The following is a 24,640-nucleotide window of genomic DNA, read 5'->3' as shown; positions in this document are numbered from 1 at the left end:
TCAACACCCCGTTTATTTCCATCCCTCCACGGCGCTCGTACCCTTCCAGTACACCCTCACCCTGAACGCTACTCCACGTTGCAGCGCCCACAGGGCTGTGCCCCGCGCATCAAGGACATGCCATGTACCGACAATCCGATCTGCGCTTCAGCTTCCAGCCCTTGGCCGGTGACCATGAATTCGAGGTGGTTTCATTCGAACTTGACGAAGCCATCAGCGCACCCTTCCAGCTGAGGCTGGAATTGATCAGTCACGAGGATGACGCCGACTTCGGTAATTTGCTCGATAAACCGGCGCTGTTCACTATTTGGAAAGGGCAACGCCCACTGCGCTTCGTGCACGGTCTGATCAGCACGTTCAGCCAGGGCGAAACCGGTTTTTACCGCACTCGTTACCACGCCTTGGTCGAGCCGACGCTGGCCCGGGCCGAGTTGCGTTCAAACTGGCGCATCTTCCAGCAAAAAACCGTACCGCAAATCCTTGAACTGATGCTGCAGCGTCAAGGCATCAGCCGTTATGAAATCAGGAGCATCGGTGAGCACCAGGTACGCGAGTTCTGTGTGCAGGCCGGTGAAACCGACCTCCATTTCATCGCCCGCCTGGCGGGCGAAGAGGGTTTCGTCTATTGCTTCGAGCACACGCCGAAACACCATCAGCTGGTCATCACCGACCGGCTACTGACGCTGGGACAGATCAGCCGATGGGCAACAACTGCCGATGAAGACAATGAAGGCTTTTTCGAACAGGACGAGGTCGGTCCCGACCAGGTACTGTACCGGGCCATGGGCGGTGGCGATCAGGCCAGGCCTTGCCTGAAGCGCCTGCGTTACAGCGAACAGGTTCGTACTGCGCGGCAGGTGCAACGTGACTACACCTTTACTAACCCACAGTATCGGCAGGAACATCGAGCATCCGACAGTCGTATCACCCATCAGTCCCGGAACTATGAGCGTTTCGACTACCCCGGCCGTTACAAGCGTGATGCGGTTGGCGTGCCCTTCACAGCCAACCGTCTCACCGCCCTGCGTCATGATGCCTGCATTGCGGAGGTTGAAGGCGACGATGTACGGCTGCAGCCCGGCCTGGGTTTCACCCTTTTCGAACATCCCCGCAAAGATCTCAACGCACACTGGCGCGTGATGCGTGTGCACCATGAAGGCAGCCAATTCACCAGTCTGCAGGAAGAAGCAAGCGGTGCCGATCAGAGTACACGCTACACACAGGAAGCCGTGCTGGTGCCCGGCCGAATCGAATGGCGACCCGCGCCGCTGGACAGGCCTCGTATCGATGGCCCGCAGATGGCTACCGTTGTCGGTCCAACCGGCGAAGAGATCTATTGCGACGAATGGGGGCGGGTCAAGGTCAGCTTCCCATGGGATCGGGAAAGCAACAACAATGAGTTCAGCTCCTGCTGGGTACGCGTGTCGCAAAGCTGGGCTGGGGGCAGCTGGGGCTCGATGGCCATCCCGCGCATCGGCCAGGATGTGATCATCCAATACGTCAACGCCGACCCCGACCAACCAATGATCACCGGACGCACCTACTGCGGGGATCAACTGCCGCCCTATGACCTGCCGGAACACAAGACCCGCATGACCATCAAGAGCCAGACCCACAAGGGCAATGGCTTCAACGAATTGCGATTCGAAGATGAACTGGGTCGCCAAGAAGTGTTCATGCATGCAGAAAGGGATATGAACACCAAGGTCAAGCACGATCAGACCCTCAATGTCGGTAACGACCGCGCCACTGCAACAGGCCGGGACCACACCACCAGCATTGCGCGTGACGAATCAATCGAAACAGGCCGGGACCGCCGCGATCATGTTCACCAGGACCGTTTCACCAGGATCGACCGCAACGACATCCACACGGTCGGTAACTCAAGCCGCACCAAGATCACCGCCGACCACAGCCTGAACATCGGCGGCGACCAGTCACTTGTCATCGAAGGCACGCGTGCCATTGAGGCCCGCACGGCGCAACGCCTGTTGACCCGGGCGTACATGCTTCAGGGTACGGAACGGATCCACATCCGTGGTCCGAGCGGCAAGATCATTTTCGATGCCGATGGCATCACCATCGAAGCGCCCAACATCCGCTTCAAAGGCAACGTCACCTACCAGACACCGGTACAGGCCCAACTCGATGCCATCGAAGCCGCTGTCCGCGAGGGCTCGCCGCTGATCGAAGAGTGCCCTTTTGCCGGTGAGGATGACGCATGAGCCTGCACCGCCAACTAACTGAGGGAAGCCTGTGCACGGGGACCGTGAACGCAAGCCTGTTCGTGCTTGCCGAAGCGTCGGCCAATCCGGACCTGCTGGGTAGGCTGGAGTTTCATGCCAGCCAACACCACAGCCTTTGGTATCTGGAATATGACGCCGGGTTGGAGAGGCATGCCCCAATACTGTTCCAACTGATCGCGGGCAGCGAAGTGGACGCGTGGCTAGGCGGACTGAAGGGGCGTTTCACCGGTACCGTGATCGAAGCCGCCTTGCCCCTTGAAGCGCTCGCACGGCACCTGCGCCGCTTTGGCAAAGCTCAGGCAGGACGACGTCGTTATTTTTTGAGGCTTGGTGACCCCCAATCATTAAGCCTGTACGTCGCCTCACTGACCTACCGTCCAGACATCCTGGGCCGGCTGTTCGACAACGGACGGGTACGCAGGCTCTATTTCCACGATGCGCGCACCGGGCTTGCGCTCGGCGCACAGCCGCTGTTTGAGCAAGCAGAACATGGCAGCGAACGGGAGGGCTGCCTGGCTTGGCTGCCACTGCGCCATGAGGTGTCGGGATGATTCTGCAAAGTCTGGATCTGGATGCACTAAAAGGGGCGGTACTGTGGTCAACCAACCGCAGGCTGTCTGACTTCCTGCTAGAGACGTTGAATGGTTCGCTTCCACGCTTTCATACCCGCGGCGAGGATGTTCCTCCCTTCGTAGCCAAAGCGGGGGCGCTCGTCAGCAAAAACGGTTACACCTGCGGCAAGGAGTACAGCTTGCTCGTGCTCAGCCATTTATTGTTAGGCCTGGGGTGGTGGGCCGATCCCGCGTGCGAATCGGTGTGGTCAATCAGACAAGCACCTGGCCTCACCCAGAATGAGCAACTTGACCTGCTGACCATGCAGGCGGCAAATCACCGTTCACGGTGGGAGCGTCAGCTTACCCCCATGCACGACATCACACTGGGGATGTTGCGCTGGACCGACGACGACCGCGACCAAGACCGCCGGTGGCGATCGCTGGAACAACTGATGGCCCTGCGTGGCGTACCTGAAGACGCATATCATGCGTGCTATTGCCGCTATGAGTCGGATGCCTGCAGCCGCTATGCGCTGCCCGTCATCAACCACGTGGAGCTTAACGGAAACGAAATCCGCGCCTATCGCTATTACGGCAAACGGCTACCGCAGCCCTCCGACGACCTGCACAAGCTGCCCCAATTGTCCCGCAACCGAGTGCTGCTGCATGTCCTCCTGGCCATAGCATTCGGTCGTTACTTCTTCCTCAACCCTTTGTTCACTCCCTGGGTGAAGTCGCTGGAGGCCACCGACTCGCCCAGCGAGCGACGCCACGCGTTGGCAAGTCAACTTGCAGCTCATCAACAGGCACTCAAGGAGCCGAGCCCGCATGTTTGAATCATCTGCTTTACAAGCCTTGAGTCATGCCGCACTCAACGGAGCGCTACCCATTCCTCCAGACATTTGCGTGCCGTGCTCTCTTCCCGGTGCAATGTTTTCGCTCGACGGTGGTGATGGCTGCGACCAGGTACTGGGCATTCCGTCGCAGAACGGCGTTGGCCCCGCTTGGTTTCGCAACAACCCCTGGATCCGCGACCCAGTACGCAATCACCGCGACACCTTCCTCCAGCAAGTGCTGGAACATGCTGGCGATACGCTGGGCAATGCCTGGCTGGCAGATTTTTACGCCTTTGCCGCTCGCGAAAAGCTGCAATTGGTATGCATCGACGATGAAATCCGCCTGGACGAACTGGCCCCGCCAGTACTCGACCACATGGGCAAGCGCGACCAGCAAGGCTTCGGCTTCACCCTGCACAGCAATTTCCTGTTCACCGACCACAAGATCTACTTCGCCACCTTCACCCACGTAGAGTGGCGCGAAGCGCAACGGGAAGAATACATCGACGAGCACGGCACCCAGCGCATCAGTCCACCCTACACCTGGCACACACCCAGCGGCCTGTTCCCAATCAACCTGGCCTGCGAACAGCTGGCCCGCCACTATGCCGAAGCCAAGGGCCGCGCACGCCTGTGGCAAGGCGTTATCGGTGCGGGCGAATTCGCCCTCGGGCTTCTGGCAGTCATCCCTGTGGTGCGGGGTGTCAAGGGTGCCCTCACCCGCGGCCGCTATGCTTTCGTCGCCCTGGAAGCCGCCCTGGCAGCAGACGCCATGATCGATGGCAGCAGCCGCATGATCACCGGCGAAGGCCTGAGTATCGGCGAGCAGTTCTTCACCGACCTGGCGCGCCTGGCCAACCCGGACACCGCCGAGGCACGTGGCAAGCAAGTGTTCATGGCCATCAATCTGGCCTTGCTGCTGCCGGCCGCCATGGGCGGCGCCCGCTGGCTGATGCACAAGCTGCGGCCCGGCAGTATCACTACCGTGCGCCTGGACAACGCCGCACTGTCGCAAGAAGACGTCCGTCGTCTGGGCAACCGCAGCGCTGGCGAAGTCACCGTACTGGAAACCCGCATCCAGCGCCGCACCCGCGAAGGTGAGCTATCGGTCACTGCCCGCGAACTGCACTCGGTAGACCGCAATGCCAGCCAGGTCGCACTCGACGTGGTCGGCGGCAAGGCCGACTACGCCTTCATGGCCACCACCCTGCGTGACCGGCTGGTGGCACTGATCCAGCACAGCGTCGGCCCAGTGCGTATGGGCGGTAGCCTGACCCGCGTCGTCGCCGATGCCGGCGAAGAAGCCTTGGCAGCGGCCCTGGTCAGTCACTGGAAGGTCAAGCCCGAAAACATCCTCGGCATGAGTACCCACCCCTCCCGGCCCAGCCAGTTCGGCTTGAAGAACAAGAGCGACCAAGGCATCGACATGCTGGTGTACGTACCGCCTCCGCCTTCGATGACGGTACGAAATCCGACGACGCAGGAAATGCGCCATCACATTGATGGGCTGAAAGGCACGGCGCCGCTGAACGAGCTGAAGTTCGAGGCGGGAACGTTGTTGGTGATAGAAGTTAAAGCTACGTTGGGCAAGACGAAGACGCCAGGTTTTACCAGTACTCAAAAAGCAGGAGGAAGAGCCAACCTGGAGCGCATACAGGACTTGATTCGCAAGAAAAGGCAGGGTTGGGGAGAAAGCCTGATCCAAGCTGACCCGACCATTCTTACGAAGCACCATGCGATAGAGAACAACTTGGATTCACGAAAGATTTCATACCTGCATGCTCAAGTTTTTTTTGACTCGACAGGCCATTTAAGCAGCGTTGCCGGAGCCCGAAACGGAATACAATTGAATCTCTGGAATTGATATGAGCAAACAGCTAAAAGACAAACTTAAAATCAGCCTTAAAACAATAAATGACTGGGCCAAACAAGATCTTTTCGTAAGGAAAGACCTATTGACTTCCTACCTCGCCACTGGGAAAACCATTGGCCTCGCTTGCAACCAAGTATTCAGAGCAGGCATGAATAATATTGGAAAAGGGCTACAGATTGCACCGCAGCATCCATTCGGGCCGGCTTCGCCGGTTTTTGTTCACGGCATCACAAAAATGTTGGTCGCTGAAGCGATCCAAGTCCAACGACTTGAGGGTACTGAAGATCACGCTGTCGGCGACCTGGACGGAATCGCTCACCTCATGTTATGCACACTCGCGATCGGCCAATTCGCGCTGATTGAGCCCTTTCACCAAGCTGTGCTTGCGGGTATTCAAAACGGATACGGCATCCGCGATGGCCACGCGTTGCCCATCGGCACCACCCTACGTTACGCCGCTTTTGGCCTGACCATCATCGGCGACTGGCTAGACAAACCGCTAGACCTCGACAAACACGCCCTGCCCCGCGACCCTGCCTGGGGCCAGCTGGTCGCTCACTGGCGCGAGCCCGACCCCAACAAGCTGATGCCGATGCTGGTCACCGCCTGCGATACCCACGTTGAACGCATCGCCCTGACTTCCCGCGAACTCGACTCCGGCAGCTTCGAATTCGGGTCGCCCTTTGAAGCCGTCTACCCTGCCGAAATCCTCGCCATTCTCAACCTGCGGCGCTCGATGGGCCTGCCAAACCCTTCCATCGACCACCCACTGATGAAGACGCCCTACGCTCAGCTGACTTGCCCGCCAGGCATGCGCTTCGAGCCGGATGAGTTACTGATGAGTTTCCTGGCTGCGGCCTGCAAGTATGATCCCGATGCCGTACCGGCTGGGCTTTACGAAGCCGTCGTGCAGAACAGTGCAGAGGATTGAGCGATATCCAGAGCAGCCGCAATAAAAGATTGCCGAGTCCACATGGGCAAGCGCAACCAGGAAGGCTTCGGCTTCACCCTGCACAGCAATTTTCTGTTCACCGACCACAAGATCTACTTCGCCACCTTCACTCACGTAGACACCGCCGAGGCACGTGGCAAGCAAGTGTTCATGGCCATCAGCCTGGCCTTGCTGCTGCCGGCTGCCATGGCCGGCGCCCGCTGGTGGATGCACAAGCTGCGGCCCGGGAGTATCACTACCGTGCGCATGGGCAACCGCAGCGCTGGCGAAGTCACCGTACTGGAAACCCGCATCCAGCGCCGCACCCGCGAAGGTGAGCTATCGGCCACTGCCCGCGAACTTCGCTCGGTAGACCGCAATGCCGGCCAGGTCGCACTCGACGTGGTCGGCGGCAAGGCCGACTACGCCTTCATGGCCACCACCCTGCGGGACCGGCTGGTGGCACTGATCCAGCACAGCGTCGGCCCGACGCAGGAAATGCGCCATCACATTGATGGGCTGAAAGGCACGGCGCCGCTGAACGAGCTGAAGTTCGAGGCGGGAACGTTGTTGGTGATAGAAGTGAAGACGACCCTTGGAAAAAGCAGGACGCCTGGGTTCCTGAACACACAAATGGCCGGCGGAAGTGCGAATGTGGAGCGTATACAAAGACTGATAGCACGAAGGAAGGGAGGCTGGAACATCGACAACCTGAAGGTAGCAATGCCTGAGATTGCAGCCAAAGCAACACATCTGCGCAATGCAATGAGCAGCGGAAAAATCTCATACCTTCACGCGCAGGTGTTTCTTGCTCCTAGCGGACAGCTAAACAAGGTTGCGGGCAACTCGACCGGAATTCAGATAAATACCTGGTGACGAAAATGGCATCAACCTCTAGATCTCGACTAACCAGTAGCCTCAGAAACATTCGCGATTGGGCATCATCTGACGCATCACTTGAAAGACGCAGAATCACTGATTACATACAAGGGAATGACAGCATCGCTATTGCCGCCGACGAAGTGTTCCGGCTCGGCATGAATAGCATAGGAGACAGTCTACTCCAAGCCGCTGAAAACCCATACGCGAAAGCGCACCAAACACTGGCTACGGGCGTATTGAGGCTATTAGTAGGAAACAGCGTAATCGTCGAGAATCTTAAAGGCACTTCCCGAACCGGCCTTGATGATCTGGATGGCATCACCCATGTAATGCTATGCGCCTTGGCAACCGGACAATTTACGGTGGTAGTACCTTGCCATGATGCAGTCTTCTCCGGCATTAACAATGGCTACGGTGTGAGAGATGGTCACAATCCACCGATTGGCACCACGCTACGTTACGCCGCCTTCGGCCTGAGCATCATCGGCGACTGGCTAGACAAACCGCTAGACCTCGACAAACACGCCCTGCCCCGCGACCCTGCCTGGGGCCAGCTGGTCGCTCACTGGCGCGAGCCCGACCCCGACAAGCTGATGCCGATGCTGGTCACCGCCTGCGATATCCACGTTGAACGCATCGCCCTGACTTCCCGCGAACTCGACTCCGGCAACTTCGAGTTCGGCTCGCCCTTTGAAGCCGTCTACCCTGCCGAAATCCTCGCCATTCTCAACCTGCGGCGCTCGATGGGCCTGCCAAACCCTTCCATCGACCACCCACTGATGAAGACGCCCTACGCTCAGCTGACCTGCCCGCCAGGCATGCGCTTCGAGCCGGATGAGTTACTGATGCGTTTACTGGCTGCGGCCTGCAAGTATGATCCCGATGCCGTACCGGCTGGGCTTTACGAAGCCGTCGTGCAGAACAGTGCAGAGGATTGAGCGATGTCCAGAAAAGGCGCAATTCGCAAAGGCGACCCTCACAGTGGCGGAGGCCGGATGGGGGAAGGAAGCGGGATGGTTGTCAACGGGCGGCCGCAATGCATCCTTGGTGATCATGCGCCCTGCCCGCTTCATGGTGGGACATTTGCACTGGTATCTGGCGGTGATCGCGGTGTGCTGTGCAATGGTATTGCGTTGGTGTTCGAGCCGGCAGAGCTTGCGTGTGGATGCAGGGTTTCATCCACCTGCTCGGGACCTTACGCCAAAGATGAATGAGCGCGCAGCGGATCTTCGGGGCTTGTTCCACACATTGGTTTCGGGCCAATTAATCTTTTGCCAATGCGCCCTCACCTGACAATCAGCGGAGCAACCCTCGATATCGGATCGGACAAACGAGGCGGATAAAGATAACCACACAGAAGTGGCCGGACCGAAACAAATGCGTGCGGGCTTGCCGCGCGGGCGGCGTTCGATCTTACAGGCGCCCAATCCCGATCACCAAGCAGCTGGACGCCCCGCCCTCAGTCCTGCACCGCATTCCCGCGCCCGGCCAACGGTTGCCTTTCCACCCCATCCAGCAACGCCTCCACCACCGCCTTGGCCGAATCCAACCCATGGTCATTGCTCAACAACAGATCACGGCAGGTGCCCTTGGCCAGTTCCAGCGCCTTGAGGTTGGTCGCAAACGCCCCTTTCAGCAGCGTGGACAGGTGCACCAACGCATCTTCGTAATCCACGCCCGAACGAACGGCGAACAACGGTGGATGGCTGCATTATCGCGACACAAGGCCCACACATCGACCGCGCAGGTGCCGTTGAACCTGCTTCAAGGCTGCAGATTCTGGCTCAAGAACTTGTCCACCGTGGCCTTGCCATCAGCTGGATCCCCCGCCACCTGCCACAGCCGCCGCTCGATCCCCTGCGCCAGCAAATGCCCCACCGCCGCTTCGATCGCCGACAGCACGCACAACTGCGCCGGTTCATTGGTGGTATACCCCACCTCGGCTTCCAGCAGTTTCTTGAACTCGATGAACTTGAACACCCCGGCACTGCGCCCCACCGAGTAGATGGTCTTGCTGGTCATCACGTTGGCCAGCACCTGCCCGGTGCGCACGTCCACGGCGCGCAGGTTGACGGTGACCTGGTCCACCCGGTACTCGCGAGAGATGTCGATCCCCAGGTAGCGGGCGCCCTCGCCGCCGCTGCGCACGTTGGTGTCGTAGGCGATGATGCCGCCTTCGAGCATCAGGTTGGCGGCCTGCAACGGGGGCAGTTCGCCCATGATGTTTTCCGCTACATCCGGCTTTTTCTGCGATGCACGGATGATCTTGCGTTCGGTCAACAGGTTCTGCAGCCCTTCACGCTCCAGCACCACGAACCAGCCGCTGGCACTCAGGGCGTCCATCAACATGCTGGCCGCGCCTTGGGTGACGCTGGTGGAAAACGAGCTGGCCGGGGTCGGCTTGTACTGCCCGGTCTGGTCGCGGAAGCCGTACACCACGGCCATCAGCCGGCCTTTGGGGCGTGGCATGTTGATCAGGTCGTAGTAGGTCGAGGCCCGAGGGGTCAGAGTCGGGGTTTCCGAGTCCTGTTCAGCGGGCATCGGTTCGCGCAGGCCACAACCTTGCAGGCCCAGGGCGGTGAGGATCAGCAGCGTGCTCAGCAGACGTTTCATGGTGTTCTCTCCCCAACATAAAAGCCCTTCCCTCTCAGGGGTTCAGGCCGCTGACCTCAATGATCGAAATTTCTCCTGTGGCACGATCGGTGACCTTGATGCTCAAGGCCCCGGAATCGTCGATGACGTCGATGAGAAACGCATCGGTCGCCATGCTGCCGGTGTTGCCGTTGCTGATGTTGTCCAGCAACTGCGACAACATCCGCGACTCCAGCTGGTTGCTGAAGCGCTCAAGGGCTGTGGTGCCGGTAAAGGCCGAGGCACGGTCCTTGAGGTCCGGGTCGTCGTAGTCGTTCTGCGCCTGGGCGTTGTTCAGCAGCCAGGTGCCGTTCAACGGGTTGCCGCCAAAGGCCGGGTTGACCGGGGTGTACACCAGCTCGGTGGCCTGGGCAGCACAGGCGCTGGCCAGCAGGCAGGCGGCAATGCAACGTGGAATGCGGTGGTTCATAGCTCGTCCCTCTCCAAGTCGGTGGTGTCCTGTAGCAGGCGTTGCAGCTTGCGTTGAATGATCTGCTGCTTGACCAGGTCGGCGGCGGCGACGGCCTCGTCTTTGAGCTCGGTGGTGTTCGGTGGCAGGAAGCGGCGGTACACCACTTCACGCTCGAACTCCACCGTCACCAGGCTGCCCCAGCGGGCATCGGGGCGTTCGCGTACCACCAGGTTGAAGTCCAGACGGCTGGTGGCACGCAGGCGGTCGGCGAAGTAGTAGTAAAAGTCGTGGCCGATGTGCGAGATGGTGTTGTCGACGATAAAGCCCTGCATCTCGTCTTCAGCACCCGCCCTGGCGCAGGTGGTCACCCCTGCCATCAGCAGCAGGCCCAGGCACAGCGCAGCCAGGCGCTTCATGGTGTGTCTCCCGGGCCTGCATTCGTCTGCACACCGCGTGCACTTTCGGTAAAGGCCTGCTCGGCGACGAACTGCCAGTCGCTGTAGTGCTCCATCCCCTCGAACCCGCTCCATTCGGCGCTGAAGCCACTGCGCTTGAAAGGGGTGGCGTCCGAGCGGCTGTACACCCCGGTGATACGGCCATCGATCGAGCGCAGCAGGCCCCATTCGTCGCTGTTGCTGATCGGGTCAGGGTAAAGCCTGCGAATGTGCCGTTTGGCCTGCGGGTAGCGGTTGTCCTGCAGCAGGTCGGCCAGATCCTGGGGGTACTGGGCCAGCCCTGGCGAGGCGCGGTAGTAGCTGCGCAAGGCCTGGGCATACTGGCTGCCGACCCACAGCAACTGGCGTTCGCGGTCGCGCTGGGCGGCGCTCGCCCAGATCGTGCCGGTGGCCGCCAGGGCCACGCTGCTGACCGCAATCAGCAGCAGCACACCCAGGTAGGTGAAGCCGCCGTTGGCCTTACCATTCAGCGAAGAGGCTGCCATCACGCGCCCTCCCTGTGGCACCGCTCTTGATGTCGGCCACGCCGCCAGCCACACCCTCGGGCGGCGGCACCAGCTGCCAGGCGTCGCTGCGCTCGGTGATCGGGTCGACCGGCGTGTTGCGCAGGTAACGTTGTTCCACCAGTTGTTCCAGCGAATCGGGGTAGTGGCCGGTATCACCGTAGTAGTGGTCCAGCGCCTCGCGCAGCACTGCCAGGCTCTGACGCAGGGTGGCCTCGCGCGAGCTTTCCAGGCTGTTGAAGTAGCGCGGCATGGCGATGGTCATCAGCGTGGCGATGATCGCCATCACCACCAGCAGTTCGATCAGGGTGAAGCCTTTGCTGCGTTTCATGGCTGTCACCATTGCCCGTAAGGGATATTGTTCAGGCCTTTGCCGCGGGCCCTGGAATACACGTCGAACACGTCTTCGCCCTCGCGCGGGTTGTCGGGGCTGCTGTCGTAGGCGCGCAGGCCCCAGCCGCCTTCGTCTTCATCCTTTGCCGCCACCAGCGGGTCGTGCGGGATGCGCCGCAGGAAGTAGAACTTGGCGCCCTTGGCACTGCGCACATCGCGCACGCCCTCTACCAGCACCTGCAGGTTCGGCGGGTAGCCACTGCTATCCACGCGCTTCTCGATGTAGCCGGCGTCGAAGGCCCGCTTGTAGGCATCGATGGCGTCGCGAATCTGGTACAGCGCCTCGCGCAGTTGCTGCTCCTTGCCGCGGCGTACCACCGTTTCGGTCAGCGGCGCGGCCATGCTGGCGAGCAAGCCGAGCAGTGCCAGGGTCAGCACCACCTCGATCAGGCTGAAGCCGTGCATGCGACGCCGGGCGCTCATGGCCGGGGGCTCCCGTTGACCGGGGCGACCGCCATCTGGCTGTCCACAACCGGTTCATCGGTGGTCGGCGCATTACCAGGTATGTCCATCGGCGGCAGTGGCGCCATCTGGCGCACCTGCATGGCCGACTCGGTGCCCGTGGAAAACTCCATGTCCGACGGGCTCTGGTACGGCAGGTTACGCACGATGCGCGGGGTGATCGCCAGCACCAGCTCACTCTTGCTCATGTCGTCCTTGTTGCTGCCGAACAGCCGGCCCAGGCCCGGGATGTCGCCAAGGCCGGGAATCTTGTTGCCACTGGCGTTGTGGTCGTTGCGCACCAGGCCGGCCAGCACCTGGGTTTCGCCGTCGTGCAGGCGCAGGCTGGTCTGCGCGTTGCGGGTGTCGACCTGGACCGGGATGGTGCCCTGGCGGGTGGCCTCCAGCGGGGTGGCGTTGCTGACCTCGAGCGCCACCTTGATCGCCACTTCGTTGTTCAGGTGCACGGTGGGCTGCACTTCTAGCTTCAGGCCGACGTCCAGGTAGGTGACGCTCTCGGTAATGACCGGCCCTTGGGTCGACGGCACCGAGGTGGCGCTGATGATCGGCACCCGCTGGCCGATGTGGATGCGCGCCTGTTCGCGGTTGCTGACGCGGATCACCGGGCTGGCCAGGGTGTTGATGTCCTTGTCCTGGGCGTTGATCTTGGCCTGCGGCGCCGGCGCAATGCTGATGCGGCTGGAATTGATGCCCTTGAGCTGGTCGAGCACGCTGACCGGGTTGCCATCGTCGCTCAGCACGCCAAAGGTGTTGGGCCATTGCAGGCCAAGGTCGAGGATGCGCGAGGTGGCCACCTCCATCACCTCCACTTCCAGCACCACCTCGGGGTTGGACTGGTCCTGCGACTGCAGCAGCTTCTCGGCCATGCGCACCGCGTCCGAAGTGTCGCGCATGGTCAGGGTGTTGAGGCGCTCGTCAACGAACACGTCGCGGGTCTTGAGCATGGTCTTGACCATGTTCAACGCGGTGTTGGCGTCGATGCTGGTCAGGTAGAACGTGCGCATGACCAGTTCCTGGTAGTCCTTGGTCTTCTGCGGCGAATCGGGGTAGACCATGACGGTGTTGTCGTTGACGATCTTCTGGCGCAGCTGGTTTTGTTCCAGCAGCAGCGCTATCGCGTCCTCGATGCGCACCTCGCGCACGAAGATGGTGGCTTTCATGTCCGGCCGCAGGTCCTTGTCGAAGATGAAGTTGATGCCGGCCACCTGCGACAGCACTTCGAAGATGGTCTTCAGGTTGGCATCGCGAAACTCCAGGGTGACCGGCCGCTCCAGCTTGCTGCGCAATTGCGGGTACGGCTGCGCGGTGCGTGCCTGCACGTTTTCGATGTCGCTGCGCAGGGTCATGCCCTTCTGGTTCTGCGGGTCCAGACGCAAGACTTCGCGCATGTAGCGTTCGGCACCGAACAGGTCGCCCTGGCGCAGCGCCGCCTGGCCAAGCGCTATGCGTTCGTCCAGGGTGCGGATCAGCTCCAGCTGGCGAATGCCTTCCTGGGCGCGGCGGTTGTTCGGCTCCAGGGTGAGCACCCGGCCGTAGCCCATCCGGGCATTGGCGAAGTCATGGCGGACGCGGTCGCTGTCGGCCTGGCCAATCAGGGCCTCGACCGCCGCCTGGCGGCTGTGGGCCAGGGCGATATTCAGCTCTGTATCACGCGGGTCATCGCGCAGGGCCTCTTCCAGGCGGGCGATACCGGCTTCGTACTGGCCCTCTTTCATCAACTGGTCGCTGTCCTGGCGAACCGCACTGGAGCCGCAACCGGCAATGGCCACGCACAGCGCCACGAGCAGAAACGGAGCAGGCTTGCACAGCTTTGACGACTTCATGGTGCGCTCCCGACAGACAAGGTCTGCGACTGGTGCAAAGGCAGGTAGACCAGGTTCAGCTCGTTGGCCGATACCCGATCGAGGCGATAGGTGTCTTCGATCACGTCGCCTTGGCGCACGACGTAGAGTTTTTCGCCGCTCTGCAGGAAGACCTGCAGGTCGTCGCGGTCACCCATGCGGCCGATGAACTGGAAAGGCAGTTCCGGGGCCGTCGGGGCCGCGGCGACGACAGGTGCGGTCATCACGGGTTGTTCGGTGACCGTGGCCAGGGTTTTGGGTTGGGTCCATTGCTGGGTTGGGAACAGGTCGCGGGAGGCCTGTTCCGGCCCTTTCGCGGGCAAGCCCGCGCCTACAATGGACGCAGCGCTTTCTGTTGTAGGAGCGGGTTTACCCGTGAAGGCCGCGACGCCATCGTCCTGGCCAAACCAATGGTCCGGTGCCCAGGCCAGCGCCGCGCTCACGCCGAGGAAGCCGGCCCAGATGACTGCACGTTGTGTGTTCATCACGACCTCGACAGATAAAGGGTCATGCGCAGGCGGGCATTGAGCTCGCTGTCGCCGATGCGCTTGCGTTGCAGCTCAAGGTCTTCCAGCACCAGCGTCGGCAGTTGCTTGAGCAGGCCCTTGATAAAGCCACGAATCTGCGGGTAGCTGCCGCGCACTGGCAGCACGATCTGGTAGCGGGCCAGCTCGGTCTTGGGGTCGATACCCAACGCGTATTCACCGCGGGCCAGGCTGATGCGCTCGGCGCTGGCCAGGCGGTACAGACGCTCGATCAACTCGCTGGCCTGGGGCTGACCGGGCAGTTGCTGGCGCAGGCTGTCGAGGGCCTGCTGCTCGGGCTGGACCGCAATCTTCAGCTCACCCCGCTTGACACGCCCTACCTGTTCGCTGGCCTGCGCTTCGGTGGCACGCAGCTCGCGTACGCTTTGCCATTGCGGCAGCACGCCGGCACACCCCACGCCAATGGCGAGCAGGCCTACGGCTACGGCAGCCAGGCCTACCGGGCCGACAACACGCAGGCGCTCCTGGAGGATCAGGCTGCTGAACGATTCAAGGGCGCGCATGGCCGGTCTCCCAGGTGGCGGTGAGGGTGAAGCGCACCGGGTGCTCGGGCCGCGCAGCGAGCACCTCGTGGTTGAGCAGCGACACGTCGCTGAGCTCGTCGCTGGCTTCCAGCCGCTGGTGGTACTGCAGCATCGCTTCGAGGTTGCGTGCCTCGGCGGCAATGCGCACCTGGCCCTTGCGCGCATCCGGCGTCAGGCCGAGCAGCGCGACGTCGTCCTGCGGCATGGCTTCAAGCATGGCGAACAGTTGCTGCCAAGGGCGTTGCAGTTGCTGCGACACACTGCGCATTTGCGCCAGGCGCTCAGCCTGCTCCCGGCTGGCAGCGCTGTTCTTGGGTTGTGCGATGGCCGGGCGCCGGCCCAGTTGCAGTTCCAGGCTATGGACGCTGGCTTCCAGCGCCACTTGCTCGGTCTGCAAGCGTTGCTGCAGCAGCACCAGGCCGGCGACCATGGCGCTGGCAAGGACGAGCAGCGACCAAACCAACGGGCCGCTGCGCCGTGGCTGGAATTCCAGATCGAGGCGGCGCATGTCAGGCCACCGCCCGCCACATGGCGCACAGCGGGTCGGCTTCGCTGGCTGGCTGGCACAATTGCACCGCCGCCAGTTGCGGCACGTCGCAGCGGCCCGGGGCATGCAGGTACACCCGCGGCAGGTGCTCGCCGTACAGCTCACAGGTCCGCTCGATCAGCGCTTGCAGGGCCTGGTCGCTGTCAGCGCAGCCTTGCGCCAGCACTTGCTGCCAGGCACCGCCGGCGGCCAGCAGCAATACACTGCGGCGCGGCTCGGCCAGCACGAACAGGAAGTCACCCTGCTCCAGCTGTGACCAGCAACGGTTGTAGGCAGCCATCAGGTATGGCTGCACCGAGCGCAGGCTCAGGCGGCTTTCCCGGCCCAGTGCCTGCAGCCGCTGCAGCAAGGCTTCGGGCAGCGCCGTGGCGATGCGGGCGGCACCGGCAGGCTCCGGTGACAGCACGATGCGCCAGTCGTCTAACGGCTGCCCGTAGAGGTTTTCGAAGCAAGCGCGGGCATAGGCGTCCAACTCGCGAGGGTGGCCGATGGCGTCACTCCAGGGCACCAGGCAGAAGCGGCTGTAGCGGGCCGACAGCAGCACCCGCAACTGGGCGCCACGTACCGCATGCTCGGCCAGCAGTGCGGCCAGCCCGTCAACAGCAGCATCCCAGGTCGGTTGGGTGGCGTCGCTGCTGAATGCGCGGCTGCCCAGCCATTGGTGGTGGTTCTTGTGCCAGCGACCCAGGCCGACACCCTCGGCGCCCAATACGGCGCAGTAACGGTCAGATGAATGTGACACGGTTGATCTCCTCAAGGGTGGTACGGCCATCGCGGACCAGGTCCAGGGCCGAGGCCCGCAGCAGGCGCAGGCCGCGCTGGCAGGCAAGCGTCTTGATCTGCGCCAGCGGGCGGCGCTCCACGATCATTTGCCGCAGGTCATCATCCAGGTGCAGCAGTTCGGCAATGGCACTGCGGCCGCGGTAACCACTGCCACGGCAGTGGCCGCAGCCCTTGACGCGGACGAACGTCCAGCCGGCCACCCCCTCGCGGGTCAGGCCTGAGCCATACAGGGTGTCGTCATCGTGTTCGCAGGGCGTGGCGCAGTGCGGGCAGGCCAGGCGAATCAGGCGCTGGGCCAGCACCGCGTTGAGCGCAGAAACGAAGCTGTAGGGGTCGACCTGCATCTGGCTGAAGCGACCAATCACGTCGAACACGTTGTTGGCGTGGATGGTGGTGAACACCAGGTGACCGGTGAGTGCCGATTGCACGGCAATCTGGGCCGTGTCGGGGTCACGGATTTCGCCGACCAGGATCTTGTCCGGGTCGTGACGCAGGATCGAGCGCAGGCCGCGGGCGAAGGTCAGGCCCTTCTTCTCGTTGACCGGGATCTGCAGCACGCCGGGCAGTTGATACTCGACCGGGTCCTCGATGGTGATGATCTTGTCCACGCCATGGTTGATCTCGCTGATCATGGCGTACAGGGTGGTGGTCTTGCCGCTGCCTGTAGGGCCAGTAACCAGGATCATGCCGTAGGGTTCTGCCGCCAACCGGCGCAGGGCGCGCAAGGTTTCGTCGGCAAAGCCCAAGGCTTGCAGCTGCACGCCGCTGACCCGGTCGGACAAGTCCTGCTTGTCGAGCACCCGCAGCACGGCATCTTCACCGAAGATGCTAGGCATGATCGACACCCGAAAGTCGATTTGCCGGTCGCCCACAGCCACCTTGAAGCGGCCGTCCTGGGGCACGCGTTTTTCGCCGATGTCCAGCTCGGCCATGACCTTGATGCGCGAGATCACCTGGTCGGCGAAGGCGCTGCCACTGGCCTTGCCGGCACCGTTGAGCACGCCGTCGATGCGGTACTTGATGGTCAGGCCCTGGCCGGTCATGCCCAGGTGGATGTCGCTGGCGTGCAGCTTGAGGGCGTCGTACAGGGTGGAGTTGACCAGTTTGACCACGCGGCTCTGGTCTTCGCTGATACTGGCCAGCGACAGGCGTTGCAGCGGGTCTCCCTCGCTGCTGGCTTCGGCGTCGTGGTCAAGGGCATCGACTGCGTGGAAGCTTTCTTCATGACGGGCCAGGAAAGTGGCCAGGTCGGCGGCGTGGGCCAGGTAAAGCGGCGCGCCTTGCAGTACGTCGTCGATCCAGGCCAGGCGAGCGGGGTCGAAGGGGTCGGCGAACACGCCCAGCAGTTGGCCGCCTTGCTCGATCAGCACACATTCGCGCTTGATGCACTGGGCCAAGGCCAGCTTGTCGAAGCGTGGGGTGCTGGCCAGCAGGCTGTGGCTGTCGAGTACCGGGTAATGCAGGGTCAGGCCCAGGCGCTGGGTGAAGGTGTCGGGGGTGTCGCAGGCCAGGCGTTCCAGGCAGTCGAGCAGGCGCTCGTCAGTGGCTTGCAGACGGGCCTGGGCCAGCAGTTCGCGGGGGTAGGCGGAAATTTTTGCTGGGTTCTTCGCGGGCATGCCCGCTTCCACAGGTACATCACAGGTCTGTGGGCTGCATACATCCTGTGGGAGCGGGCATGCCCGCGAAGACGTCGGTGCAGGCTTTGCAGATTCCGGGGTTGCATCGAATGCTTCTGGCATGGCCTGCGACTCCGCTCAGGGGCGCGTCGCAGGCTGGCTTGGCCAGGGGTGCGGGCGCCGCTATTCCCCTGTGAGCAGTTGATCGTCGTCGGGCCCTGGTGGCTTGGCGCCGTTACGGCGGCGGTCGGCCAACACCCAGCTTCCATCGTACAACTGCAGGGGGAACGATTCGTTCCTGTTCTGGCGTCGTTCGACGAACCCTTCGGCCGGGTTGTCCGTGGCCCTGCGCCGGCGCTCGATGCCCAGCAGGTCGAAGATCGCACGCGCCAGCTCCATCAGTGGGAACGGCTTGAACAGGACGTGACTCACTCCGAGTTCGGCGGCCCGCTCACGCACCTCGACGGTGGGGTGGGCGGTGATCAGCACGAAGTGGCATTGCCTGTTCTTGCGTACAGCCTCCAGAACCTGAAAACCTTCCATGTCGGGCAAGCGGTAATCCAGCACAACTACTTGCGGTGCCAGGCTTTCAGCCTGTTCGATACCACTGGCACCGTCGTGGGCAACATGAACTTCCAGGCCTTGCGCCTGCAGATACGCTTGCAGGTTCTGCGCAAGAGTCTGTTCGTCATCGACTACCAATACTCTGTTCACCAAGGTCGACTCCCAAGTACTGCCCGGTTCCCCGGTCTGCGAAGTACGCCCTTGTAGAGACTTGAGCAGGCTTCGTGCCAGGCGTGAATAGTCATGTTGCACCACTGTAAGCCACTGATTTTACTAAGGTGCCGGCCAGCAACCGACAGACGCTGAACAGGCACACCCAACCCGTTCCCCACAACCGGGGAAAATGATGGCACATTGCCAAACCTTAATTCCCCAGCATTGGGGGAAGCGCCCTCAACGGCCTCAGTCGGCGATTTCCACTTTAGCGGACTCGCGCAAACGTTGGCGCACGGATTGGCGCGCCTGCGCCTCCCGCTGACCGATGAGCGTTGCCCTGGCCAACGCCAGGCCCTGTTCGCGTATGACCGATGGATTATCACTTTGGTTCTGCGCTCCTTGCAGTCTCTCCTGGTTGGCATCATAAAATGCCTCCACTTCGCCCTGGCTCGGCGCGTCGACTGCGCTGAGCAGGGCGTACACCTGCTGGGCCGCCATCTCATGCCGGGTGTATTCAGTGTACTGTGCCCTATCGAAGCCTGCCTCTGCCAGCCGCCTTTCGAATAACGCCGGGCTGCCAAATGCCGCTTCCACCTCGCCAACCTGCGCCGACACTTGTTCATCGCTGACAGCAATGCCTTGGCGTTGCGCTTCCTGCCACAACAGCTCCTTGTCGATCAGCTCGTCCAACGCTTGGTCGCGCAGGCGTTTATACAGGCCTGGATTGCGGATGCTGGTCACCGCCCTACCCTGGGCGTCCAGGTACTCGCTGAAGTAGCGCTCCAGGCGCATCAACCCGATCTCGACACCATTGACCCGCGCCGCCGGCACATCGGCCCAGCTCGCCCTGGTCAGCACCAGCAACAGGCACAACCACACGATCCGCATGACAACCTCCGCTCAAGGGCTGGCCGGCACTGGCCGGTAGGGGCTGACCGAAGTAAAGCGCGGCCCGGGCAGGGCCACCGCCACCACATGGGCACCTGCCATGCCCTGGCGGCGACCAGGGCCAAAGCCCAGTGCCGGGGTCAGGCCGGTGGGCACATCGTGCAGGCCTTCGAGCGCAGCGATCAGTTGCTCGCGGCTGGCATCCCGACCAATCTGCTTCAACGCTTCGCTCAGCAGGCGCAACGCGCACAGCGTATTGACCTGCAATGACGCCTGGCGCGGATCCAGGCCCTGGCGCTGCTGCAGCCCGGCGAGCGCAGCCAGGCCTTGCTCGGTCCAGTCCTCAGGCACGTAGGGGTAGGCCAGAAACAGCCGCTGCGACCACTGCGCCGGCAAGCGCGCCACAGCGCCGGCTACCTGACTGGAAGCAGCGAACAGGTAGGGCTCGCGGCCGGCCACCTGCAACGCCGCCGCCAACTCGGCAAAGGCCTGGGCGCGGCCAAGGAAGACGATGCCCTGCCCGTCCACCGCCTGGCCGTCGAACGCCTGGATAGCGGGTGGCGCCCAGCCCTGCTGTAGTAAACGTTGGCGCACCTGCTCGGCCAACGCGGCGTGTTCGTTACCGGCATACACCACACGTAACTCATCCGGGGCTAGGCCCAGCGCCACACGGGCGTGCTCTGCCAGGCTCAGCAATTGCTCGGGCAAGCCGGGTAGCGGGTCGAAGACCTGTGCGCTGCCGCCGCTGCGCGGGGTGCTGCCGACCATCGGCACGTTCTGTGGCGCCAGCAAGGTCGTCAGGCGCTGGTCGAGCATGGGCGCCAATGGCGCGATCAGGGCAAACACCCGCTTTTGCTCGAGCAACTGTTGCAAGGCGCGTTCGGCACTGACCGGGTCGGCACCTGGGTCTAGTACGACCAGTTCCAGACGCCGCCCGTGAATGCCGCCTTGCTGATTGAGTTGACCCACGCCGTCTTCCAGCACGGCACGCACTACCTGCCCGGCTTCGGCCAGCGGACCGCTCGCGGGCAGCAGCGTGCCAAGGCGCAGCACGCCCTCTTCCACACCAGGGTCGCGTTCATCGGCCAGGCGTTTGAGATAGGCGGTGAGGTTGCGCTGGTCGGCCAAGGTCAACTCGAAGCGTGGCATGGCCGGGTCGAGGCGATTGCCAGCCGGATCGATGCCCTGCTGGATGGCCCGCGCCAGGCTGCTGTCGGTGTAGGCCGGATAGCGGCGGCCGTTGGCCTCGCGCGGGCCCTGACCGAGTGCCAGGCGTTGCCAGTCAAGGCCAGGGGGGCGCACACCGCCTTCGGCACGGCCACGGCCGTCGTTGCCATGGCAACTGGCGCAGGGCAGCACGCTGGCGGGGACTGTGATATCGCTGGCGCCGACCCGGGCTTGCAATTGAGCGTCGCTACTGGAAACGCCCTCGCGGTAAAGGCGTTTGCCGGCTTGTTCGTGGTCGGTCAGGTCCAGGGCCAAGGCTGAGGTCGAAGTTGCCATGCCAAGCACGCAGGTGAGCCATATCGCAAGCCCTGTGGGAGCGGCCTTGCGTCGCGAAAGGAGCGCGCAGCGCTCCCCTCTTTCTGCGCTTGAGCTGCCACTGCCGGGGCTGCTGCGCAGCCCTTTCGCGACGCAAGGCCGCTCCCACAAAAGCGGATGCCACAGAGGCCAACTCCCCAGGCGGCCCATGGTACTCACCGACCGGCCAGCGGCTGGGTCAACAGCTGCATGCGCTGGGCAATGGCCGCTGGCGGTGCATCCGGGCGAATCTTGCTCCAGCGTTTACCTGCAACATCACCGGCAATCAGCTGCGTCGAATGCTGCTCGGGACTCGGCAGGAACTGCCCTATACGGCCAAGCACCAGGTCGACATTGGCCTTGTCGCCGGTCAGGAACAGCCAGTTCGGCCCATCCACCCCCTGCTTGGCGGCGAACGCCTTCAGCGCCTCGGGGGTGTCGTTCAGCGGGTCACTGCTGATCGACACGAAGGTCACCTGGGCGGCCAGCGCTGGCCCCATGGCCTCGCGTACCTCGCGTAGCTTGCGGGTGATCAGCGGGCAGGCATCGGTGCAGTGGGTGAAGATCACGTTGAGCATCACCACCTTGTCCTTGAGCACGTCACTGTAAAAGCGCAGCTCGCGGCCATTCTGGTCCTTCAGCACGGTGTCGGTGAACCAGGTCTTGGCGTCGCGTGTACCGCCACCACTGGCCATCGCCTGCGGTGCTGGCTGCGGCTCGGGGGGTTGCGGCGCATGGCCTTCGTGGGCGAACGCCACCGACGAGAGGATCCACAGGCAGCCAGCCAGCACCAGCCAGTCGAATGCACGCATGCCAGCGCGGTGGGCGGTTGCAGTGCTCATGGTTGCACCTCGTGATGGTCGGCAATGGCAGTGCTCTTGGCATGGACCCGGCGCGCACTGAGGCGGTTGATTTCTTCGATCAATACACCCGGGTCGGTGAAGCCGTAGTAACGCGTCCAGTGCCCGCTACGCCCGTCACCCACCAGTATCAGCGGCGGGTGCTGGCTGAGGTCGGCGTTGAAGCTGCCCAGCCCCTTCAGGGTTTCGGTGATGGCGTACGGGGTACCGGTCAGCCAGCTCCAGCCCGGCCCTTTCTGGAAGGCCTTGGCATAGTCTTGCAGGCGCTTGGCGTCGTCACGCTGAGGGTCGACACTGATCGACACCAGGCGAACCTCCTCGCCTACCCGGCCGCCCAGCTGCTGCTGGACCTTGCCCATGATCGACGACACCACCGGGCATACCGTGGTGCAGCTGGTGTAAATGAAGCCCATGACCACCAGATGGTCACCCACCAGGTCTTTCTCCAGACGTACCGGCATGCCTTCCTGGTTCAGCAGCGACACATCGGCAAAGCGCACACTGGTCTTTTCCTGGTGCGCCGCCGGCGGCTGCCCGGCATGGCCGTCATGCTCGTGACCGGCGTGGGCCATGGCCAGGTGGCTGGCGAATGCCAGGCTGAGGGCCAACAGTGTGCAAGCAGGCTTGGCGTTCATCGCACATTCCTCACGTCAGTCTGGGAAGCGTTGGTTGCAGCAGCCGGCAGGACGCGCAGGCTGGTGTAGTTTTCTTCGGCAAACTTGCGCCCCAACGAGGGCGACTGCACATGCAGGTACCAGGCGCCGGCCTCAGGCAAGTTCAGCGCTGCCTGGTAGACCCCCTCGCCCACCTCTTGCAGCTGCAGGTTGCGCGGCATCGACGATGGCGCCAGGAAGTAGCGCAGGCTCAGGTCGTTCAGGCCCAGGCGCGGCTGCCCGTCGTCACCGACAATCCTTACCCGCGCGGTGAAGTCGCTGTGCTGCGGCAGCGGCTGATCGAGGCCGATGAACTCGGCACGCGCGCCTTTGCGTTCGCTGGCACTGGCCCCTGCGGCCACCTCGGTGCTGAAGCAGTGAATGATTTGCGGCTGGTTGAGCAGGAAGGCAACGTCGAACTTGCCGGCGGCGGGCAGCTTCACTGTCGAGCCATACACCCCGGGGGCCACTTCGCGCAGGCTGCGATCAACGACGATGGCGGCGCGGGCCTGGTGGCCGCGGTTGTTGTAGCCGGACATCGGTGCATTCATGCCTTCGGCATAGAAGTAGGTGTTGTTGTCCACCGGGTTGACCACGAACACCGAATTGTCATCACGCGATACCGACAGCCCCTGGGCCAGTGGCAGGTCACCGGCCTGGCGCGGCGCTGCCGGGCCAGCCTCGAAGCCTTGCACGATGGGCGAACGCCCCTCGCCCAGGCTGGCCAGATTGATCATGCTCACTTTCGGCGAGGCCAGGCCACGCACATAGGCATAGCCTTTGGTGAACGTCAGCTGGTACGGTTCGGCCGCCACCGGGATGTGGTGAATAAGCTTGTCGGTACTGGCGTCGATGACCAGTGCCTGGTTCTCAAGGGTATTGAGCACGATGCCGTAGCGGCCATCATGGCTGAAGCGCATCGGCCCCAGGCCCTGTTCGGCCTGGACCGTGTGGCGCAACTGATGGCTGCGGGCATCGAACACCCGTACGCTGCCCTCCTCGCCATCGACCACGTACACGGCCTGGGACAGCGCCGAATAGCTGACCGACAGCGGGTGCGGGCCCACCTTGATGGTCTTGGCCAGGCGCATTTCCGGGATGTCGATGACGCTGAGGGTGCCGCTGTCGCGATTGCTGACGTAGGCATAGCGCGAGTCGGCGCTGAAGGCGATTTCGTGGTGCCCGGTACCGGTGTTGAAGTGCTTCATGGCGCTGCGCCCCGGCACGTCGATCACTGTTACCCCGCCTTTGCCCGGGTCGCTGCTGTTGTTGCCAACCCACAGCCGATGCTGGTCCGGCTGCAGGGCCACGCGCAGCGGCTGGTCACCGGCGTCCAGGTCGGCCACGCGGGTAAAGGTTTCGGTATCGATCACCGAGACTTTGCCCCGCTCGGGTATCGACACGAAAACCTGCTTGTCGTCGCTGGTGGCCGCCCAGTCCATGGGCCGCCCTGGCAGCTCGATGCGGGCCATGGTGCTGGTCACGCCCCCCACCGACACCGTCGGGTCGATCACTGTCAGGCTGGCGTCATTGTTCAGCATCAGCAAGAAGTAGCTGTTCAGGTCGAGCAGCGGCCGGGCCCCGATGCTGCTCTTGAGAAACAGCGCCACCCGCGCCTTGCAGCTCTGCTCGCGGTCCCCGGCCGGGGCCGACTGCGCCGGGTCGATCCACGCCCCCGGGGCCATGCCCGACAGCGGTTGGCCACTGGTCTGGTCGCTGAGCTTGAAGCGGATGTTGGCGAAGCCGCCCTCCTTCAGTTCGCCTCCGGCCAATGGCCGGGCCTCGAACTCCACTGTCACGCCGTCCCGGCTGAGCCGGTGCAAGGCCTGCGGGCCGCCCCGTTCCTGCAACAGCTCGCGCGGGTCGCACCATAGCTTTTCGTACGCCACGCCCAGGCCGATCAGCGCTACCCCCAGCACTACCCCCAAGTAAGCAGGGCGAGTCTTTTTGTTCATGCTCGCGTT

General features: G+C 62.8%; 27 protein-coding genes. 8 read left to right on the top strand and 19 right to left on the bottom strand.

All coding sequences use genetic code 11. The annotated features are described in order from the left end of the window. Positions 1-122: 122 nt before the first annotated feature. The 8 genes from ACI7M0_RS11520 (at position 123) to ACI7M0_RS11485 (ending at position 8,536) form a co-directional block, all read left to right on the top strand. The gene (locus tag ACI7M0_RS11520; RefSeq protein WP_129932248.1) at positions 123-2,225 is read left to right on the top strand and encodes a type VI secretion system Vgr family protein; all 2,103 of its coding nucleotides are present in this window, start codon (positions 123-125) and stop codon (positions 2,223-2,225) included. Continuing rightward, complete coding sequence (locus ACI7M0_RS11515) at positions 2,222-2,797, top strand: DUF4123 domain-containing protein (protein ID WP_104961542.1); 576 nt, start codon at positions 2,222-2,224, stop codon at positions 2,795-2,797. Before ACI7M0_RS11520 ends, ACI7M0_RS11515 begins: the two co-directional genes overlap by 4 nt. Then, positions 2,794-3,636 (top strand): hypothetical protein, encoded by an 843-nt coding sequence (locus tag ACI7M0_RS11510; protein WP_129932249.1) that lies wholly within the window; start codon positions 2,794-2,796, stop codon positions 3,634-3,636. The genes ACI7M0_RS11515 and ACI7M0_RS11510 overlap by 4 nt, the downstream gene beginning before the upstream one ends. Before the next feature lie 94 nt (positions 3,637-3,730). Beyond that, positions 3,731-5,500, top strand: coding sequence for a hypothetical protein (locus tag ACI7M0_RS11505; protein ID WP_405314593.1), 1,770 nt, complete (start codon positions 3,731-3,733; stop codon positions 5,498-5,500). 1 nt (position 5,501) lies between these two features. Continuing rightward, positions 5,502-6,440: a hypothetical protein gene (locus ACI7M0_RS11500; RefSeq protein ID WP_405314592.1), complete on the top strand. Its 939-nt coding sequence runs from the start codon at positions 5,502-5,504 to the stop codon at positions 6,438-6,440. Between the two features lie 42 nt (positions 6,441-6,482). After that, a complete protein-coding gene (locus tag ACI7M0_RS11495) occupies positions 6,483-7,316 on the top strand; it encodes a hypothetical protein (RefSeq protein WP_177413924.1) in 834 nt (277 codons plus the stop codon). A gap of 422 nt (positions 7,317-7,738) precedes the next feature. Next, positions 7,739-8,260, top strand: a complete 522-nt coding sequence (locus tag ACI7M0_RS11490; RefSeq protein ID WP_405314591.1) for a hypothetical protein — start codon at positions 7,739-7,741, stop codon at positions 8,258-8,260. 3 nt (positions 8,261-8,263) lie between these two features. Continuing rightward, positions 8,264-8,536 carry a PAAR domain-containing protein gene (locus ACI7M0_RS11485; RefSeq protein ID WP_004574333.1) on the top strand — a complete coding sequence of 91 codons (273 nt, stop codon included), beginning with the start codon at positions 8,264-8,266 and terminating at the stop codon, positions 8,534-8,536. Positions 8,537-8,781: 245 nt separating this feature from the next. Here the strand turns inward: ACI7M0_RS11485 and ACI7M0_RS11480 are convergent, their stop codons facing one another. The 19 genes from ACI7M0_RS11480 to ACI7M0_RS11390 all read right to left on the bottom strand — a co-directional run bounded on the left by ACI7M0_RS11480 (position 8,782) and on the right by ACI7M0_RS11390 (position 24,631). Next, entirely contained in the window at positions 8,782-9,018 is a 237-nt protein-coding gene (locus ACI7M0_RS11480; RefSeq protein WP_003247974.1) for a hypothetical protein, read from the bottom strand. Positions 9,019-9,086: 68 nt separating this feature from the next. Then, entirely contained in the window at positions 9,087-9,935 is an 849-nt protein-coding gene (locus tag ACI7M0_RS11475) for a CsgG/HfaB family protein (protein WP_020191117.1), read from the bottom strand. Positions 9,936-9,969: 34 nt separating this feature from the next. Further along, the gene (locus ACI7M0_RS11470) at positions 9,970-10,383 is read right to left on the bottom strand and encodes a curli assembly protein CsgF (RefSeq protein WP_003247970.1); all 414 of its coding nucleotides are present in this window, start codon (positions 10,381-10,383) and stop codon (positions 9,970-9,972) included. Next, a complete protein-coding gene (gene csgE / locus ACI7M0_RS11465; protein WP_010954337.1) occupies positions 10,380-10,781 on the bottom strand; it encodes a curli production assembly/transport protein CsgE in 402 nt (133 codons plus the stop codon). Before csgE ends, ACI7M0_RS11470 begins: the two co-directional genes overlap by 4 nt. After that, positions 10,778-11,305 (bottom strand): type II secretion system protein, encoded by a 528-nt coding sequence (locus ACI7M0_RS11460; protein ID WP_014590787.1) that lies wholly within the window; start codon positions 11,303-11,305, stop codon positions 10,778-10,780. The genes csgE and ACI7M0_RS11460 overlap by 4 nt, the downstream gene beginning before the upstream one ends. Next, positions 11,280-11,654: a type II secretion system protein gene (locus ACI7M0_RS11455; protein ID WP_003247965.1), complete on the bottom strand. Its 375-nt coding sequence runs from the start codon at positions 11,652-11,654 to the stop codon at positions 11,280-11,282. Before ACI7M0_RS11455 ends, ACI7M0_RS11460 begins: the two co-directional genes overlap by 26 nt. A 5-nt stretch (positions 11,655-11,659) precedes the next feature. After that, on the bottom strand, positions 11,660-12,139 hold the full coding sequence (locus ACI7M0_RS11450; protein WP_104961537.1) for a type II secretion system protein: 480 nt from the start codon (positions 12,137-12,139) through the stop codon (positions 11,660-11,662). Then, a complete protein-coding gene (locus tag ACI7M0_RS11445) occupies positions 12,136-14,001 on the bottom strand; it encodes a secretin N-terminal domain-containing protein (RefSeq protein ID WP_104961536.1) in 1,866 nt (621 codons plus the stop codon). The genes ACI7M0_RS11450 and ACI7M0_RS11445 overlap by 4 nt, the downstream gene beginning before the upstream one ends. Next, a complete protein-coding gene (locus ACI7M0_RS11440; RefSeq protein WP_121161598.1) occupies positions 13,998-14,504 on the bottom strand; it encodes a hypothetical protein in 507 nt (168 codons plus the stop codon). Before ACI7M0_RS11440 ends, ACI7M0_RS11445 begins: the two co-directional genes overlap by 4 nt. After that, positions 14,504-15,067: a type 4a pilus biogenesis protein PilO gene (gene pilO, locus ACI7M0_RS11435; protein WP_104961534.1), complete on the bottom strand. Its 564-nt coding sequence runs from the start codon at positions 15,065-15,067 to the stop codon at positions 14,504-14,506. Before pilO ends, ACI7M0_RS11440 begins: the two co-directional genes overlap by 1 nt. Continuing rightward, on the bottom strand, positions 15,054-15,596 hold the full coding sequence (locus ACI7M0_RS11430; protein ID WP_104961533.1) for a pilus assembly protein: 543 nt from the start codon (positions 15,594-15,596) through the stop codon (positions 15,054-15,056). Before ACI7M0_RS11430 ends, pilO begins: the two co-directional genes overlap by 14 nt. A gap of 1 nt (position 15,597) precedes the next feature. Further along, on the bottom strand, positions 15,598-16,377 hold the full coding sequence (locus ACI7M0_RS11425; RefSeq protein WP_020190865.1) for a hypothetical protein: 780 nt from the start codon (positions 16,375-16,377) through the stop codon (positions 15,598-15,600). Continuing rightward, the gene (locus ACI7M0_RS11420; RefSeq protein WP_064493391.1) at positions 16,361-18,034 is read right to left on the bottom strand and encodes a GspE/PulE family protein; all 1,674 of its coding nucleotides are present in this window, start codon (positions 18,032-18,034) and stop codon (positions 16,361-16,363) included. The genes ACI7M0_RS11425 and ACI7M0_RS11420 overlap by 17 nt, the downstream gene beginning before the upstream one ends. Positions 18,035-18,217: 183 nt before the next feature. After that, positions 18,218-18,751, bottom strand: coding sequence for a response regulator (locus ACI7M0_RS11415; RefSeq protein ID WP_019437656.1), 534 nt, complete (start codon positions 18,749-18,751; stop codon positions 18,218-18,220). 249 nt (positions 18,752-19,000) lie between these two features. After that, positions 19,001-19,642 carry a SurA N-terminal domain-containing protein gene (locus ACI7M0_RS11410; RefSeq protein WP_129933438.1) on the bottom strand — a complete coding sequence of 214 codons (642 nt, stop codon included), beginning with the start codon at positions 19,640-19,642 and terminating at the stop codon, positions 19,001-19,003. 12 nt (positions 19,643-19,654) lie between these two features. Further along, positions 19,655-21,145 (bottom strand): ABC transporter substrate-binding protein, encoded by a 1,491-nt coding sequence (locus ACI7M0_RS11405; RefSeq protein WP_256658271.1) that lies wholly within the window; start codon positions 21,143-21,145, stop codon positions 19,655-19,657. A 194-nt stretch (positions 21,146-21,339) separates the two neighbouring features. After that, positions 21,340-22,005: an SCO family protein gene (locus ACI7M0_RS11400; protein ID WP_129933434.1), complete on the bottom strand. Its 666-nt coding sequence runs from the start codon at positions 22,003-22,005 to the stop codon at positions 21,340-21,342. Then, positions 22,002-22,658, bottom strand: coding sequence for an SCO family protein (locus ACI7M0_RS11395; protein WP_129933432.1), 657 nt, complete (start codon positions 22,656-22,658; stop codon positions 22,002-22,004). The genes ACI7M0_RS11400 and ACI7M0_RS11395 overlap by 4 nt, the downstream gene beginning before the upstream one ends. Further along, positions 22,655-24,631 carry a cytochrome D1 domain-containing protein gene (locus ACI7M0_RS11390; RefSeq protein WP_129933430.1) on the bottom strand — a complete coding sequence of 659 codons (1,977 nt, stop codon included), beginning with the start codon at positions 24,629-24,631 and terminating at the stop codon, positions 22,655-22,657. The genes ACI7M0_RS11395 and ACI7M0_RS11390 overlap by 4 nt, the downstream gene beginning before the upstream one ends. Positions 24,632-24,640 lie beyond the last annotated feature (9 nt).

Origin of the sequence: Pseudomonas sp. 10(2024) (assembly GCF_045164175.1) — a bacterium.
In the GTDB taxonomy this organism is placed as follows: Bacteria; Pseudomonadota; Gammaproteobacteria; order Pseudomonadales; family Pseudomonadaceae; genus Aquipseudomonas; species Aquipseudomonas alloputida.
The sequence above is the reverse complement of the archived record's forward strand: the minus strand, read 5'-3'. Positions and strand labels throughout refer to the sequence as shown.

Bases quoted from the DNA above. Each gene is read 5' to 3' on its own strand.
- ACI7M0_RS11495 (WP_177413924.1), top strand. From the start codon at position 6,483: ATGGGCAAGCGCAACCAGGAAGGCTTCGGCTTCACCCTGCACAGCAAT.
- ACI7M0_RS11470 (WP_003247970.1), bottom strand. From the start codon at position 10,383: ATGAACCACCGCATTCCACGTTGCATTGCCGCCTGCCTGCTGGCCAGC.
- ACI7M0_RS11485 (WP_004574333.1), top strand. From the start codon at position 8,264: ATGTCCAGAAAAGGCGCAATTCGCAAAGGCGACCCTCACAGTGGCGGA.
- pilO (WP_104961534.1), bottom strand. From the start codon at position 15,067: ATGCGCGCCCTTGAATCGTTCAGCAGCCTGATCCTCCAGGAGCGCCTG.
- ACI7M0_RS11510 (WP_129932249.1), top strand. From the start codon at position 2,794: ATGATTCTGCAAAGTCTGGATCTGGATGCACTAAAAGGGGCGGTACTG.
- ACI7M0_RS11520 (WP_129932248.1), top strand. From the start codon at position 123: ATGTACCGACAATCCGATCTGCGCTTCAGCTTCCAGCCCTTGGCCGGT.
- ACI7M0_RS11400 (WP_129933434.1), bottom strand. From the start codon at position 22,005: ATGAGCACTGCAACCGCCCACCGCGCTGGCATGCGTGCATTCGACTGG.
- ACI7M0_RS11455 (WP_003247965.1), bottom strand. From the start codon at position 11,654: ATGAAACGCAGCAAAGGCTTCACCCTGATCGAACTGCTGGTGGTGATG.
- ACI7M0_RS11440 (WP_121161598.1), bottom strand. From the start codon at position 14,504: ATGAACACACAACGTGCAGTCATCTGGGCCGGCTTCCTCGGCGTGAGC.
- ACI7M0_RS11450 (WP_104961537.1), bottom strand. From the start codon at position 12,139: ATGAGCGCCCGGCGTCGCATGCACGGCTTCAGCCTGATCGAGGTGGTG.
- ACI7M0_RS11475 (WP_020191117.1), bottom strand. From the start codon at position 9,935: ATGAAACGTCTGCTGAGCACGCTGCTGATCCTCACCGCCCTGGGCCTG.
- csgE (WP_010954337.1), bottom strand. From the start codon at position 10,781: ATGAAGCGCCTGGCTGCGCTGTGCCTGGGCCTGCTGCTGATGGCAGGG.
- ACI7M0_RS11500 (WP_405314592.1), top strand. From the start codon at position 5,502: ATGAGCAAACAGCTAAAAGACAAACTTAAAATCAGCCTTAAAACAATA.
- ACI7M0_RS11390 (WP_129933430.1), bottom strand. From the start codon at position 24,631: ATGAACAAAAAGACTCGCCCTGCTTACTTGGGGGTAGTGCTGGGGGTA.
- ACI7M0_RS11405 (WP_256658271.1), bottom strand. From the start codon at position 21,145: ATGGCAACTTCGACCTCAGCCTTGGCCCTGGACCTGACCGACCACGAA.
- ACI7M0_RS11515 (WP_104961542.1), top strand. From the start codon at position 2,222: ATGAGCCTGCACCGCCAACTAACTGAGGGAAGCCTGTGCACGGGGACC.
- ACI7M0_RS11410 (WP_129933438.1), bottom strand. From the start codon at position 19,642: ATGCGGATCGTGTGGTTGTGCCTGTTGCTGGTGCTGACCAGGGCGAGC.
- ACI7M0_RS11445 (WP_104961536.1), bottom strand. From the start codon at position 14,001: ATGAAGTCGTCAAAGCTGTGCAAGCCTGCTCCGTTTCTGCTCGTGGCG.
- ACI7M0_RS11420 (WP_064493391.1), bottom strand. From the start codon at position 18,034: ATGCCCGCGAAGAACCCAGCAAAAATTTCCGCCTACCCCCGCGAACTG.
- ACI7M0_RS11505 (WP_405314593.1), top strand. From the start codon at position 3,731: ATGTTTTCGCTCGACGGTGGTGATGGCTGCGACCAGGTACTGGGCATT.
- ACI7M0_RS11395 (WP_129933432.1), bottom strand. From the start codon at position 22,658: ATGAACGCCAAGCCTGCTTGCACACTGTTGGCCCTCAGCCTGGCATTC.
- ACI7M0_RS11460 (WP_014590787.1), bottom strand. From the start codon at position 11,305: ATGGCAGCCTCTTCGCTGAATGGTAAGGCCAACGGCGGCTTCACCTAC.
- ACI7M0_RS11430 (WP_104961533.1), bottom strand. From the start codon at position 15,596: ATGCGCCGCCTCGATCTGGAATTCCAGCCACGGCGCAGCGGCCCGTTG.